This window comes from Gracilibacillus boraciitolerans JCM 21714 (genome assembly GCF_000521485.1).
GTDB classification, from domain to species: Bacteria; Bacillota; Bacilli; order Bacillales; family Amphibacillaceae; genus Gracilibacillus; species Gracilibacillus boraciitolerans.
Genome location: NZ_BAVS01000001.1, coordinates 284,011 through 297,334, shown reverse-complemented (window position 1 = coordinate 297,334; position 13,324 = coordinate 284,011). Strand labels below are relative to the sequence as shown.

The window sequence follows — 13,324 nt, the reverse complement described above, 5'->3', positions numbered from 1 at the left end:
TATGTTAGAAGTTGAGAAGTTACGAGTCAAATTTCCTGACAGTGATCACTTCCTGTTCAAAGATTTGTCACTATCGATTCCATTTGGACAAAAAGTATTGATTGTTGGTCCATCTGGATCAGGAAAGTCAACATTACTTCAGATATTAGCAGGGCTTATACCTAATATTATTGAAGTTCCGTTAAAAGCTGAGAAACTGCAGATTACGTCCAATTATGGTATTGTTTTTCAAGACCCTGACTCTCAATTTTGTATGCCATATGTAGATGAAGAACTAGCTTTTGTTCTTGAAAATAACCAAGTGCCTGCAGTGGAAATGACTGAAATTATTTATGATTTACTAGCAAAGGTAAATGTAAGGTTTGAAAATATTCATACACCCATTCATCAGTTGTCTGGCGGAATGAAACAGCGACTGGCTATCGCCAGTGCCTTAGCATTACAGCCACAGGTGTTATTTTTAGATGAACCGACTGCTTTATTAGATGTAGAAGGGTCCAAGCAGGTATGGGATACGATTACGTCGATTCAGGGTGAGCAAACCATTGTGATTATTGAACATAAAATGGAGTTTGTCAGTGATATCGTGGATCGAGTGATCATGCTGGATGATCAAGGTAAAATCGTAGCTGATAACTCACCATCATACGTCTTTCAACATTATAAGCAAGACTTTGATCAATATGGGATTTGGCATCCGACCTCATGGTCAGATTATCTCGCTTCCAAATCATTCAAAGCAATTCAGACTAACAGATCAAATCAAAAATTGATTGAATTAGAATCGGTCAGCGGTTATTATCAAAAAACCAGAAGAATATTTGTGGAAAATATTGTAATTAATAAAGGCGATTGGATAGCAATAACTGGAGCTAATGGCTCTGGAAAAAGTACCCTGGTTCAGACGATCATGCAATTAATCAAAACAAAAGGAACCATACATTATCATTTTGCTGACGGTAGACTCCCTATTTATCAAAAAATTGCCTTTGTATTTCAAAATCCTGAACTACAATTTGTAACGAATAGTGTGTATCATGAATTAGCTTTTTCATTGAAAAATAAAGGGAATAGTAACCATACTATAATCGAAAACCATTTAATGAGATATCGATTAGCGCACGTACGTGAACTTCATCCGTATCAATTGTCGATGGGTCAAAAACGCAGACTTAGTGTAGCGACAGCAACCATTATGGCAGAAGATATTATCATCTTGGACGAACCTACCTTTGGGCAGGATGCTATTAACACATTTATGATGTTAGATTGTTTAGAAGAACTTCGCCAACAGGGTATTACGATTGTGATGGTGACACATGATCAGCAAATTGTTGATCATCTAGCAACGAAGGAATGGATCATTGAGCAAGGCCAGTTAGCCGAAGAAAGATATCCATGTTCATTTTTATCGAAAGAGGTAGGTGACAGTACACATGCACTTTGAATTAACCTATCGACAAACATGGCTGCATGCTCTTCATCCGGTCTTTAAATTTGTCATGGTGATTGTTCTGTTTGTTGCTATATTGTTCATCCATAATCCAAATTTCTTATTTTATATGCTGATAGGATTTGGTTTCTTATATATCGGATGGACTGGTCATTCCTTTAAATTGATCAGCATTTTGTCGAGTCCATTTTTAATTATATTTGTTTCCTCTGCGACATCCATGATGTTCTTTGGTGATGGCACTAACACTTGGTATAAAATCGGATTGATTCATATTACAGAGGAAAGTTTTTATCGTGGTGTTCATTTAGGGCTAAGAGGAATATTGTTTGGTTTATTAGGATTACTTTTTGCATTAACAACGAGACCAGTATTATTATTCTATTCAGCAATGCAAACACTAAAGTTAAAACCAAAATATGCCTATGCCTTTATGGCTGCTATCAATCTTTTACCTATTATGGTAAGTGAGTTTCAAACCTTACGTAATGCTTTAAAAGTCAGAGGTGTTACGTATAACAGCGGGATAAAGGGTGTTTATCAACGAATACAATATTTTTCGATTCCACTACTAGCCCAAAGTATTCGCAGAGCACATCGCACGGCAATTGCAATGGAAGCTAAACAATTTTCTAATGATAGAACATACTATTACCAAGTGTCATACTCGCTTAAGGATCTGTATTTCACCTTTTTAATTTTGGCAATTATGGCTACTTCGTTCTGGGTAAGCACGATCTATTCAGTATTTCCAATTGATAATGTAAGAATGCGTTAAAAGCTGCCACTCAAGTGGTGGCTTTTTTGTTATAATAGGAAAAGCAACGATAGAATATTAATTTTATAAATTAGGAGAATAGAGAATGTGTTATATGGACTATCAGGAAGTCATCGATAAATGCCAGCAATTAAATGAGAAATACCAAATAGAAGAAGAAAAATTTTATACAGTAATCGATCAGTTGGCAAATACAGATTTGACAACAGATCAAAAGTTAGTTGCCAGTTATCAGCAATTATTGCAAGTAGTTAGTAATGAAATTATCGTGATGGAAGAAATGGTAGATTTACAGCCAACGTGTCAGATGGGGGGGTGTGCCTTTTGCTGTTATTTCCCAATAGTTATCAATGAGATGGAAGCAAAAATGATGAAAGCAGCAATGAATCAGTTCCCAGAAGAACGTAAACATGCATTACAGAAACATTTTGATAGCTATTATAAAACCTATAAAGAGCAATTATCAGAGTTAGACACTGTTGAGGATGTTAATGATGATTTTAAATATAGCTATAAAAAGAAAATGCTACCTTGTGTCATGTTAGATACCGAGGAAAATAAATGTTTGGCGTATGAAATTAGACCGATGCCTTGCAGAACTTACGTCAATTATATAACTCCGAAAGTTTGTGAAGAAAATGTGATGCCCAAAGAAACAATAAGTTATGAATTTCTTTATCAGGAATATATGGGCGCACTTAATGAATTTTTACAATATTTATATGAAGAAGAGGATACAGGCATGGTGACTTATCCCGATGATTTATATCGTGAAGATTTGCTAATTAATTGGATGAAGGGTGTTCAGCTTAGGTGAGAGCTTAATAAAATTTATTAATAAAAATAATGCTTACCTGAATAGTAAGCATTATTTTGTGAGATAGGCTTCTGTATAAAATGGTTGTGCCTGTTGATTAAATGCTACTCCAACTGACATTAAACGAAAATCATTGTGCAGGATATTGTCTCGATGTCCTTTGGAATTCATTAAACCTTGATGAGCAAAAATGCTGCTAGGCTGTCCTGTAGCTAAATTCTCTCCTGCCATACGAAAATCAATATTGTCGTTCTCCAGACGGTCGAAAGGTGATTGACCTTCCAAGTTAGTATGTCCGAAATAATTTTCATCCGCCATATCCTGACTATGCTCTTGTGCAGTAGTTCTTGATGGTTCGTGCCAATCTAATAACGGTTTTTCAAACTTAGCTCTAGCAGCATTTGTTAAGTCAAACAACTGATATTCTAAACCTTCTGCTAAGCCATCACTTGCGCTAGCAAAATATTCTTTTTTCTTATTTTCTAAATTCTTCGTAATAATCTGGATAGCTGCAACCGTGTTATTTTGATGAACATCATAAAAAATCGTTACATAATTATCTTCAAGTAAATACGTATCCTGTTCCTGATTATCATTAATTTGATAGTTAACAAATCCTTTTTTTATGGCAGTGAGTGGTTCACCAAGTTGCTGATTCACTACACTTTTTTCAGTTCCTAAGCTAATATCATTGGTGGAACTAATTAAATCTTGATTGGTAAACAAACCAATTACATGATTATCATCGTTATAAGCAACCATTACGAAATTTCGATATTGTTCATGATACGTATGCCATTCCACTCCATATTCGTTAAGGGTAGAACGATTGGCATCACCAAGTTGTGACTCAACTGTCGACTTTGTATCCATTATTTCGATATTATGGATCGAAAAGGTCTGTTCTTCAGGTTGATCTAATTTTGGTGATTCCACTTGAGGTAGTTTTGTATTTTCCGTATGATCTTCTGCAAAACCTCTAATTTGTCTATATAAACGTTTGAGCTCAACACGAGCAGTTTCCATCGCATTGCTCACAATAGGACTATTCTTTACCGTTTGTACGTCACTTCGCATCTCCTGCCAAACATTTCCTACGCCAGACTGTTGATAGTCATCACCGTAACGAAACCAAACAAGGCCAGCAATAAGTAACAAAAAGAGAATGCTTCTTAGTTTGGGCAAATCCTCACTCCTGACTTCCAATAATCTATTATTTCATTATATCATGTTTTGCTATAAATATAAGCATAGCGCCTTTGAACTTTGAAGCATACTAAGATAAATCAAGTAAGACAAAAATTTTTTAAAAAAGTGTAGTACTTTTATAATTCATTTCGTCTATAAAAGTGGGAGATTAGTGAAAGGGGGGGAGAGTGCTATTTATGATGAACAATTAATCAAAATGATTAAATCAGGAAATAACCAAGCGTTAAGAATACTAATCGAAAGATATAAACATCATGTATTTAAAGTAACGTTAAGTGTGGTACATAATCAGCAGGATGCAGAAGATCTTGCACAAGAGACATTTATAAAGATGATCGATGCACTCTCTACCTATCAATCACAAGGCTTCAAAACACTGTTAGAGAATGAGAAAATAAAGCGGGTACGGAATTCGATTGAACAAATACCAGACAAGTTACGATTGGTTGTACATTATTACTATTTGGGGGGGTCCGTCAGGAAACTGTTAATCCAAATGGAATATCAGCAATATATACCAACCGATTAAAATTAAGGAAATCGCAAAAGAAAAGAATTGTACTTCTTCACAATTGGCCATAGCATGGACCATAGCAAATATTGCAGGTCATTCAAATATCCATACTACGTTGACTTATACTAATCCATCTAGGTAAAAAATGATGGATAAATTGAATCAGTTGTAGGATAAACAATGATACGCCTTACGGATATTTCTTTTTCAACTGAGGGTTGTATTTGTAAAATAATGTCTTGTGACATGAAAAAGAACGAATCGTTGCCGTACCCCCCCAACTACGGTTCCTAGATACCCATTCTTTGGTAGGGGCTGGAATGTTGTCATGTTTTGCAAATTATCTACTTTACATAATATAAATTATAGGAATCTATAATAAAACGCAACTCATTATCTCAAATAGTAAGTATACTTAAGATAATGAGACGGAATTTAAATTTTATAATCAATTTTTTTTAAATCTTTTGTTGCTGGACCTTCGATTACTTTTCCATCGTATGAAAATCTTGATCCATGACATGGACAATCCCAACTTAGTTCTACTTGATTCCAATTACATTCACAGCCTAAATGTGTACATGTGGTATCAACTGCATGGATATGATTGTTATTATCTTTAAATACTCCAATTGTTTGACCATCTATTTTTGTTTTTGTTGCTTTATTTGGTTCTAGTTGTTCATGAGATTTATTCGCTATTTTTCCTTTGATAAATTCTTTTGCTACGTTTGTATTATTACTTATAAATTTCTTTAAATCAGGATCAGCATGAAATCTTTGTGGTTGATATAATTGTTGAAATGGATTGTGCGTCTTAGTAATGATATCAGTTAATAATTGTGCAGCAACTATACTGTTTGTCATTCCCCATTTTCGATAGCCTGTAGCTACATAAATATTCGGATGTTTATTATTTAAAACACCTATATAAGGAACTTTATCTAAGGTTGTAAAATCCTGTGCAGACCATTGATATTGCCATTCCTTTATAGAGAAATACCTGGAACCATATTTCATTAAGCTGCTATAAGGATCATCATCTTCTTTATGGTATTGGCCTGTTTTGTGTGATTCTCCACCTAATAGCCATACATCTTCCCCCCCATTATGTTTTGCATATCGAATCGAGTGTTTAGGTTGGTCTATATCTAAATACATTCCACCAGGATAAGTATTCTTTGAAGTAAAACCTAAGACATAGGAACGTGATGGATACATCCTTGTACTATAGAATGCCTGACCTTCATAAAATGGGAACTGACTAGCAACGATTACATTTTTACAGATAACATTATAACCTTTTGCTGTTCTAACAATAGTATTTTCGTTATTATCAATATCAATAGCTGTTGTATTTTCAAAAATTTTTACATTGTTTTTCAACAATTGATCAATGATAACCTTTGTAAATGCAAGGGGGGGATTGAATTGCGCCTGATTCTCCATTACTAATGCTTTTTTCATAGGAATAGGGAAAGGAATGGATTCCACTAAATGCCCCCCCTTTATGCCTAACATTTGATAGGCTTCCGCTTCTAGTACTAACTTCTTTTCTTTTGCATCTTCATTCGTATATAAAATTGCTTGCTGCGATTCAAAATTACAATCGATGTTATATTTTTCTATTAGTTGTTTCATAATATCCATGGCTTCTTGTTGACTATAATAATATTTTTGAGCATTTTTCAGTTCCGAAATGTTCTATTAATTCGTGATAGAGTAACCCGTGTTGTGCTGTTACTTTTCCCGTTGTATGACCAGTGGTGCCATTTGCTAGAATATTTTTTTCTAATAAAATTACCTTCCTTCCTGTTTCACTTAAAAAATAGGCTGCAAGTATACCTGTTATACCTCCCCCCCTACAATGGTTATATCCGTTGTAATGCTCCCGCTTAATGTATCAAATGATGGAAGTGAGATAGTTTCTAACCAGATTGGTTTTTTCATTTTTAATATTCATCCTTTTCAGATAAGTTACATTTAGTTTCACCTAAGAGGTTAAGAATATTTGTTAAATAGCACATTTCTTTTAAATTTTTGAAATGGAATATAATTAATGATAGTATTTCTGATAAGAGGTGATGGAATTGAGACATATTCATATTGTTGTTGCAGGCAGAGTACAAGGCGTTGGATTTCGTGCTTTTACACAACAGGTGGCGGTAGAAAATGATATAGTTGGTTGGGTGCGAAACCATAAGAATGGCTCAGTTGAAATTGAAGCAGCTGGAAACGATCTACAAATTGATCAATTCTCGAGAAAGTAAAAAAAGGGCCATCTTTCTTTGCAAAAGTTAAAAATATAGAAATAACCGAAGTGGATTCAGAAAAAGATTATCGTAATTTTGAAATTAAGTATTAAAAAACCGCTAGAATATAGCGGTTTTTTAATACTTTTATTTTTCTTCAAAGAATTTATGATTTAATGCTATATACTCATTCTCATTATCCGGTACTTCATCTTCCATATAGATTGCTTCTACAGGACATACTGCTTCACATGCTCCACAATCAATACAAATATCCGGATCGATATAGAACATATCTTTTCCTTCCTCTATACAATCTACAGGACAAACTTCAACGCATTCCCCCTGCTTTTTCTTCTTTACAAGGTGATGTAATGACAAATGCCAAGATTGATCCCCTCCTTCAACGATTAATCGTTATGTATCTCTATACATATATATTCTATCATATTTTAAAAACTTCGAATACCATTATATCTTAATTCATGAAATAGCACTAACTATAAAAGATCTTGTTTCTGATTTTCTTCCCAGATTCGTTCTGAAATGTATTCTCCACCAATTCGTTCAATTAAAAACACATCCGGCTTGGTAAGTGTTTTCCACTCATGAAATCCAAACTCGACATTAAATTTCTTAAGCATTAATGCAAGTAAATTACCATGGGTAACAATAATAATATTCTCATTTAATTCGTCATTGATACATTCTTTTAACAGTTCTTCTGCACGCTTATATGCGTCGCTTGAAGATTCACCTCCAGGAAGTTTAAAATAGAAGTTTTGAAAAGACTCTTCTAAGATATCGATCCAGTCATCTATTGGTTGTTCACTCAATAAACGTTCTTTTAGGCGATCGTCTGTTTCTATCGTTATATTTTGGCGAATAGCAAAAGGCTTAATGCTATCTTTCGTTCGCAGAAATGGACTCGTAATGATACGATGGATAGGAAAGCTTAAACGTTCTAACTTTCTTGACAGTTCATATGCCTGTTGATTCCCTCTTTTAGATAAAGGCGAATCACTATGTTGGCCTAACGCATGACAATGACGAATTATTAGAATTCTTTTCATTTTATCAGCTCCCATGGAGAATCTTTGAAAAGTAAGTTTATTTTACATTCAATGTTTATTAACTATTTATTCCCAATCATTCTAATATATAAACAGTGGTTAAATAAGTTCAAAATAATCCTTTTTAAAACCAGCAATGCGATTTGTATTATCAATCAAGAAATAAAACTCTTCTGTTTCATTCTTTACATCATATGTTTTTCCCTCGGTTAAAACAGAATTCACTTTAAATTTTTTAGCATTGGTGTGTAAACATTTTACTTTTTTAATGGTTTTATTATTTTCCCAATTTTGATGTATCATTTATTGTCCCTCCTTACCAATATCATAAACATTATTGGACGATTATACAAGAATTTCTATAAAGTTTACATAATAAAATTACTGTTAACTTTATTTGGAGATACTATAATAATATGAAAGGCAAATACGTTTATAAGTTCAAATAAAAAACTTCCCACTACTAATGGGAAGTTATTCGAATAATGTTAGATATTGTTCAAGGTCTTCATCTTTTAATTTATTTTTCGGAATAAAACGTAAGGCTGCTGAATTAATGCAGTATCTCATTCCACCTTTATCCTTTGGTCCATCATCAAAAATATGCCCCCCCAGGTGAGAATCTGCCTTCTCACTCCTCACTTCAACACGACGCATACCGTGAGATGTATCTAAATTTTCTTCTACCGAATTTTTATTCATTGGTTGAGTAAAGCTTGGCCAACCACAGCCAGCATCATATTGATCTTTTGTTGTAAATAAGGGTTCTCCACTTACGATATCCACGTAAATCCCATCTTGTTGATTATTCCAATACTCATTCTCAAATGGTCTTTCTGTTCCATTTTCCTGTGTTACATGATATTGAATAGGTGATAACTTTTCCTTAAGCTCTTCTTTCGTAAAGGAATTTCGCCAATTTTTCTTAATAAAATCGGCTCTGCCAGATCCTTTTTTGTACATTTTATAATGAAAATGTTGCTTTTTATAATAATCTTGATGTTTTTCCTCCGCTTCATAAAAGGTTTTAGCTGGTAAAATATCAGTTACGATGGGCTGATTAAATTTTTTACTTTTTTGTAATTTTTGCTTAGATGCTTCAGCTAATAGTTGTTGTCTTTCATTCGTAAAATAAATAGCTGTTTTATAGGATTCACCACGATCATGAAATTGTCCACCTGGATCTGTCGGATCTATCTGTTGCCAATAGAGATCCAGTAATTTTTCATATGGGAATATATCAGGATTAAAGGTAATTTCAACAGCTTCACGATGTCCGGTAGTGTTTGTGCATACTTCCTCATAGGTTGGATTTGGTTTATCTCCACCAGTATATCCCGATACAACTTTTTCGATACCTGGCTGTTGATCAAATGGCTCTACCATACACCAAAAACATCCACCTGCAAATATTGCCTTTTCTAACGCTCTCTTTGTCATAGAAAACCCTCCTAATTCAATGATACTTTTATTGTGCTCTTCACTATGAAAAAATGCAAGTGGTCTGTTCAGGAGATCTATTAAATAAAAAGTTTTGGCTGTGATCCGCTAGTTTTTATCTTATTAGAAGCCGGTTTTTTTTTCGGATTGCTGGTTTGGAAAGAAGTTTCCTCATCCTCTGAAATAGTAATTTCCTCTTCCTCTGTGTCCGATTTATCTTCTTCATTATTTATATCCTTTAATGCCTTCATCATATTAATCAATTGTGGAGCATTTTTAAGCATGGGACCATATTCTTTTATTAATGGTGTAGCCTGTTGAGCTACTTTTAATACTTGTTGGACATTGTTCAAAGTACCCATTAAATTGGATCCTCCTCCAGTAGCAGTTGAAGCAACATTTACAGCCTGAGAAGGAAAAATTCTTTGTAATATTCCTTGAAGTCCTTTAGGATTTATCGCTTGATTTGGTAAAAATGATCGCTGTGGAAATCCATTTGGAAAACCATTTTGAAACCCATTAAAAAACGATTGGGTTGGAGGTTGTTGTTGAAAAAAATTAGGCATTTGGTTTGGTGGACGAAACATCAAAATTCTCCTTTCTATATACGTATTGCTATAGTCTATGAAAGCAGACTAATAAATGTATAGGCATTCAATCAAATACGGAAAATAAATATTTCCTGGGTAAGCGCATGATCTGACAGTATGATAGAAAACGATGTTGGATTTTGTAATCTTTTGTTTTAATTAGGTAACGATATCTGGGTTTATATAGAATTCTTGCCGTATGACCTCTCTTGCTACAGTTGCCATTTTCACCATATGTTTATACTCTTTATTGATATCTTTCATTTGTAATTCTAAATCGCTGATTCGTTGAATTGTTCCTACCAACTGCTCGGTTTGTACGTTAATAATTTGTTGTTTTGTTATTAACTCATCTTTTTTTTGAAGAATAGCTTGTATATCATTCTTCCAGGCGTTCGTTAATTGATCTCCTCCTATGGTTGTATTGCGTAACAATTGAGAGAAAAGCAGATTTTTCTTGTCGTTGCTTATCCTTATGTGACTTAATATTTTTTCCATTTCCTTCGTTTCTTCATCCAAAGTCGTAAGCTTTTTCATTTCTTTTTCTATTATCGCTTCAGATGGTGTTTGTTCTTGATAACTTTCTAGGTGTGAATGATAAAGTGATCCACATACAGGACAAGCTTTTCCTTCTGTTATTACTGCTAGCTGGCTTAGTACATGACTCTCTCTTTCTTGTTTTAATCGATCACATTTCTTTTTTTGCATATCTCTTTCTATGTGCAGTTTATGGACGACGTTTTTATACTGTTCATAGTCTTTTTTTAAAATGTTTAAAGTCTGATATTCTTCTTCTAATTCATTTAGTTTCGTTTGATGGTATTTATCTTTTAGGATGGTAAATTGCCTAGAAACCTTTTCTAGATGAGAGGATAGTTTTATCTTTTGCTCGGTAAGTTTGGTAAGTTGATCTTCCAATTGTGCTTTTATCTCGTTATCAGTATGTTCATCAAGACAATCTATTGATGAATTCTTGTTTTCTTGATTCCACTGCCCTTCTAATGTCTTCCTTTTTTCTTTCAATGTTTTTATATTATCCTTAATAGCGGTCGTCTTATTTTTATAAAAATAAGTATCAAATATTTTCTGCAAAATTTCTTCGCGTTCTGTGCTGCTTCTAGAAATGAGTTGTTGAAATTCATCTGGGGGGGCTCAAAATCATTCTTTTAAATTGATGATAATTGAGACCAATCATTTTTTCAATTGCTTCATTCACATCTTTTATATTGGAATGAAGCAAATTCCATTCGTCTTTTTGATTCCAACATTGTAAATTAGCACTTGCCGCTACTTCTGTATATCTTTCTACTGTAGCAATTAGTTTTTTTCGCTTAGGTCTACGCGTGACAAGGTATTTCTGTTGATGTAACCAAAAGGTATAAGTAATCTCACTATTTTTAAGTAAATGAACGATATGATCTTGAAGTGGCGCTTTTCCGTATAAACTAAAGCAAATAGCATCAATCAATGTTATTTTATGAGCCGCTTTTGGTTCTGTAATAAAAAAATAGGCTTTTTCATCTACATGAGAAAAATCAATTCTCTGTTTGTCTTGACGAGATCCAAATGTCTGAACTTTCAGCTCTACGGCACGCAAGTTATCTCACCCTTTCTACATTTATAGCTACTATATCTTCGTGATAAAACTAAGTGAGCAAATAAATTCCAAGCTCTTGTATGAAAAATCCTCATGAAGTGATCACCATCCTTTCGATATTTTCACTAGTTATTATACACGAACAAACGATCTATGTCTATTGAAAAAGAACATACGTTTGTGTATAATGGGATGAGGGGGTGATGTGTATGGTACATGATCGTGGAAAAATAAAATGGACGTCACTGATGCTGCCAGAACATGTTACAATGTTACAGAATTTCTTTATGGAAACTACGCCTATTGAAAAACCTAACATGAGTGAGGATTATTTATTGGAAATGGACTACATCTTGCAAAAGGCTCTCCAAACGAAGCAACATATTACATTAGAACTTTATCAGGAAGGTTATATATTCCAATATATTGGAATTATCGATAAATTCAAAGTGGATCAAAGGCAATTAGTTCTGCAGCTCGACAAACAACAAGAGAAAAAAATAATTAGGCTTAAAGATATCATTGCTGCTTATTTATCTGAAGATTAGAAAAAGCCATAAGCTCTGTGCTCATGGCTTTACCTCTTCTATATATTGTTCCCATAATTGATCAAATGTTATAACAGCTTCTGAAAATGGAATATGCCATTCTAAATAATTGCTGATTACATCATAATCCTTCGCATGCTTTGGAAAATCATGATCGTAAAACATCCAATCTGCCAATTTTCTGGCGTTATCTAACTGCTTATTCCCTCTAAATTGCATCATAAACTGATAAAAAGATTTCATTATAGCCATACATTCCTTTTTTATTGATTTTCCATAAATTCATGATGATTTTTATTCTTTTTTCGATAAACCATTCGTGAAAGCAAAATGCTAATTTCATATAAAATAATTAGTGGAATCGCAACAACAATCTGTAAAATAAAATCAGGAGGTGAGATCATTGTACCGATAATAATCAAAATAAAGTAGCCATATTTTCTTGTTTTGCTTAAGAATTGAGGTGTTACAATTCCCAGACTAGTTAAAAACATCGTGACAACTGGTACCTCGAAGAAAATAGCAAAAGGTAAGGTAACACGAAATATGAATCTAAAATAATTTTCCACTGTAAACATCGTATTAAACATACCATCGTTAAGTGATAATACAAATGGTAAAATAAGCTGAATGAAAATATAATAACCAAATGTTAATCCGAACAAGAATAACAAAAACACAACAGGAATATATGCTAAGGATACACGCCGTTCTTTTTTAGTAAGCCCTGGCTTAACGAAAAACCATAATTGTATGCATAAAAATGGTAATGTTGCAGCAAATGCCACAACAAATGCAATCATAAAAATGATCCATATAATTTCCTCAGGAGAGATTAGATTTAACGTAATATCAATATCATTTAAAAAGAAATCCCTTATATCTTCAACAAAATAGAGACCACCGGCAAAGAAAATAATAAATACTAAGGCTGTCCATAGTAATCGATTTCTTAATTCAGCGAAATGGTCTAGATATCCCATTTCTTTTTCATTTGGTAACGACTTATCTTGCTCCATATGTAACGTCCCTTCATATCAGACAAAAATACAT

General features: G+C 33.5%; 17 protein-coding genes and 1 pseudogene. 6 read left to right on the top strand and 12 right to left on the bottom strand.

Annotated features, from left to right (window positions below; all coding sequences use genetic code 11):
• Position 1 precedes the first annotated feature (1 nt).
• From JCM21714_RS01595 to JCM21714_RS01585, 3 genes are all read left to right on the top strand, one after another.
• Entirely contained in the window at positions 2 to 1,447 is a 1,446-nt protein-coding gene (locus JCM21714_RS01595) for an ABC transporter ATP-binding protein (protein ID WP_035721189.1), read from the top strand.
• On the top strand, positions 1,437 to 2,231 hold the full coding sequence (locus JCM21714_RS01590) for an energy-coupling factor transporter transmembrane component T family protein (protein ID WP_035721186.1): 795 nt from the start codon (positions 1,437 to 1,439) through the stop codon (positions 2,229 to 2,231). Before JCM21714_RS01595 ends, JCM21714_RS01590 begins: the two co-directional genes overlap by 11 nt.
• Before the next feature lie 85 nt (positions 2,232 to 2,316).
• Positions 2,317 to 3,048, top strand: coding sequence for a YkgJ family cysteine cluster protein (locus JCM21714_RS01585; RefSeq protein ID WP_035721183.1), 732 nt, complete (start codon positions 2,317 to 2,319; stop codon positions 3,046 to 3,048).
• Between the two features lie 51 nt (positions 3,049 to 3,099).
• On the opposite strand, the gene JCM21714_RS01580 is transcribed toward JCM21714_RS01585, so the two are convergent.
• Positions 3,100 to 4,233, bottom strand: coding sequence for a CAP domain-containing protein (locus JCM21714_RS01580; protein ID WP_035721180.1), 1,134 nt, complete (start codon positions 4,231 to 4,233; stop codon positions 3,100 to 3,102).
• A 175-nt stretch (positions 4,234 to 4,408) separates the two neighbouring features.
• Here JCM21714_RS01580 and JCM21714_RS17930 point away from each other — a divergent pair, with 175 nt between their 5' ends.
• Positions 4,409 to 4,786, top strand: a complete 378-nt coding sequence (locus JCM21714_RS17930; RefSeq protein ID WP_052000322.1) for an RNA polymerase sigma factor — start codon at positions 4,409 to 4,411, stop codon at positions 4,784 to 4,786.
• Between the two features lie 420 nt (positions 4,787 to 5,206).
• Here the strand turns inward: JCM21714_RS17930 and JCM21714_RS22650 are convergent, their stop codons facing one another.
• Together JCM21714_RS22650 and JCM21714_RS22645 are read right to left on the bottom strand one after the other, a co-directional pair.
• Positions 5,207 to 6,463 carry an FAD-dependent oxidoreductase gene (locus JCM21714_RS22650; RefSeq protein WP_369403414.1) on the bottom strand — a complete coding sequence of 419 codons (1,257 nt, stop codon included), beginning with the start codon at positions 6,461 to 6,463 and terminating at the stop codon, positions 5,207 to 5,209.
• On the bottom strand, positions 6,435 to 6,572 hold the full coding sequence (locus tag JCM21714_RS22645) for a hypothetical protein (RefSeq protein ID WP_268748271.1): 138 nt from the start codon (positions 6,570 to 6,572) through the stop codon (positions 6,435 to 6,437). The genes JCM21714_RS22650 and JCM21714_RS22645 overlap by 29 nt, the downstream gene beginning before the upstream one ends.
• Positions 6,573 to 6,861: 289 nt before the next feature.
• Here JCM21714_RS22645 and JCM21714_RS01565 point away from each other — a divergent pair, with 289 nt between their 5' ends.
• A complete protein-coding gene (locus JCM21714_RS01565; protein ID WP_369403379.1) occupies positions 6,862 to 7,041 on the top strand; it encodes an acylphosphatase in 180 nt (59 codons plus the stop codon).
• A 129-nt stretch (positions 7,042 to 7,170) separates the two neighbouring features.
• Here JCM21714_RS01565 and JCM21714_RS01560 read toward each other — a convergent pair.
• From JCM21714_RS01560 to JCM21714_RS01530, 7 genes and pseudogenes are all read right to left on the bottom strand, one after another.
• Positions 7,171 to 7,411: pseudogene (locus JCM21714_RS01560) on the bottom strand (ferredoxin family protein).
• Between the two features lie 112 nt (positions 7,412 to 7,523).
• On the bottom strand, positions 7,524 to 8,096 hold the full coding sequence (locus JCM21714_RS01555; RefSeq protein ID WP_035721179.1) for a histidine phosphatase family protein: 573 nt from the start codon (positions 8,094 to 8,096) through the stop codon (positions 7,524 to 7,526).
• Between the two features lie 99 nt (positions 8,097 to 8,195).
• Positions 8,196 to 8,399: a DUF6501 family protein gene (locus JCM21714_RS01550; RefSeq protein ID WP_035721176.1), complete on the bottom strand. Its 204-nt coding sequence runs from the start codon at positions 8,397 to 8,399 to the stop codon at positions 8,196 to 8,198.
• A 171-nt stretch (positions 8,400 to 8,570) separates the two neighbouring features.
• Positions 8,571 to 9,536, bottom strand: coding sequence for a peptide-methionine (S)-S-oxide reductase MsrA (msrA, locus tag JCM21714_RS01545; protein ID WP_035721173.1), 966 nt, complete (start codon positions 9,534 to 9,536; stop codon positions 8,571 to 8,573).
• An 80-nt stretch (positions 9,537 to 9,616) separates the two neighbouring features.
• Positions 9,617 to 10,123, bottom strand: a complete 507-nt coding sequence (gene vrrA, locus JCM21714_RS17925) for a VrrA/YqfQ family protein (RefSeq protein ID WP_052000320.1) — start codon at positions 10,121 to 10,123, stop codon at positions 9,617 to 9,619.
• A 162-nt stretch (positions 10,124 to 10,285) separates the two neighbouring features.
• Positions 10,286 to 11,218, bottom strand: coding sequence for a hypothetical protein (locus JCM21714_RS01535; protein WP_035721171.1), 933 nt, complete (start codon positions 11,216 to 11,218; stop codon positions 10,286 to 10,288).
• Between the two features lie 46 nt (positions 11,219 to 11,264).
• Positions 11,265 to 11,723 (bottom strand): P-loop NTPase family protein, encoded by a 459-nt coding sequence (locus JCM21714_RS01530; RefSeq protein WP_035721168.1) that lies wholly within the window; start codon positions 11,721 to 11,723, stop codon positions 11,265 to 11,267.
• A gap of 209 nt (positions 11,724 to 11,932) precedes the next feature.
• On the opposite strand from JCM21714_RS01530, the gene JCM21714_RS01525 reads away from it, so the two are divergent.
• Positions 11,933 to 12,271 carry a YolD-like family protein gene (locus JCM21714_RS01525; RefSeq protein WP_035721166.1) on the top strand — a complete coding sequence of 113 codons (339 nt, stop codon included), beginning with the start codon at positions 11,933 to 11,935 and terminating at the stop codon, positions 12,269 to 12,271.
• Positions 12,272 to 12,292: 21 nt separating this feature from the next.
• Here the strand turns inward: JCM21714_RS01525 and JCM21714_RS01520 are convergent, their stop codons facing one another.
• Positions 12,293 to 12,523 carry a YozE family protein gene (locus JCM21714_RS01520; protein WP_369403378.1) on the bottom strand — a complete coding sequence of 77 codons (231 nt, stop codon included), beginning with the start codon at positions 12,521 to 12,523 and terminating at the stop codon, positions 12,293 to 12,295.
• Positions 12,524 to 12,534: 11 nt separating this feature from the next.
• Positions 12,535 to 13,290, bottom strand: a complete 756-nt coding sequence (gene tatC, locus JCM21714_RS01515) for a twin-arginine translocase subunit TatC (RefSeq protein WP_035721158.1) — start codon at positions 13,288 to 13,290, stop codon at positions 12,535 to 12,537.
• Positions 13,291 to 13,324 lie beyond the last annotated feature (34 nt).

Bases quoted from the DNA above. Each gene is read 5' to 3' on its own strand.
- JCM21714_RS01585 (WP_035721183.1), top strand. From the start codon at position 2,317: ATGTGTTATATGGACTATCAGGAAGTCATCGATAAATGCCAGCAATTA.
- JCM21714_RS01520 (WP_369403378.1), bottom strand. From the start codon at position 12,523: ATGGCTATAATGAAATCTTTTTATCAGTTTATGATGCAATTTAGAGGG.
- JCM21714_RS01595 (WP_035721189.1), top strand. From the start codon at position 2: ATGTTAGAAGTTGAGAAGTTACGAGTCAAATTTCCTGACAGTGATCAC.
- vrrA (WP_052000320.1), bottom strand. From the start codon at position 10,123: ATGTTTCGTCCACCAAACCAAATGCCTAATTTTTTTCAACAACAACCT.
- JCM21714_RS01590 (WP_035721186.1), top strand. From the start codon at position 1,437: ATGCACTTTGAATTAACCTATCGACAAACATGGCTGCATGCTCTTCAT.
- JCM21714_RS01550 (WP_035721176.1), bottom strand. From the start codon at position 8,399: ATGATACATCAAAATTGGGAAAATAATAAAACCATTAAAAAAGTAAAA.
- msrA (WP_035721173.1), bottom strand. From the start codon at position 9,536: ATGACAAAGAGAGCGTTAGAAAAGGCAATATTTGCAGGTGGATGTTTT.
- JCM21714_RS01555 (WP_035721179.1), bottom strand. From the start codon at position 8,096: ATGAAAAGAATTCTAATAATTCGTCATTGTCATGCGTTAGGCCAACAT.
- JCM21714_RS01525 (WP_035721166.1), top strand. From the start codon at position 11,933: ATGGTACATGATCGTGGAAAAATAAAATGGACGTCACTGATGCTGCCA.
- tatC (WP_035721158.1), bottom strand. From the start codon at position 13,290: ATGGAGCAAGATAAGTCGTTACCAAATGAAAAAGAAATGGGATATCTA.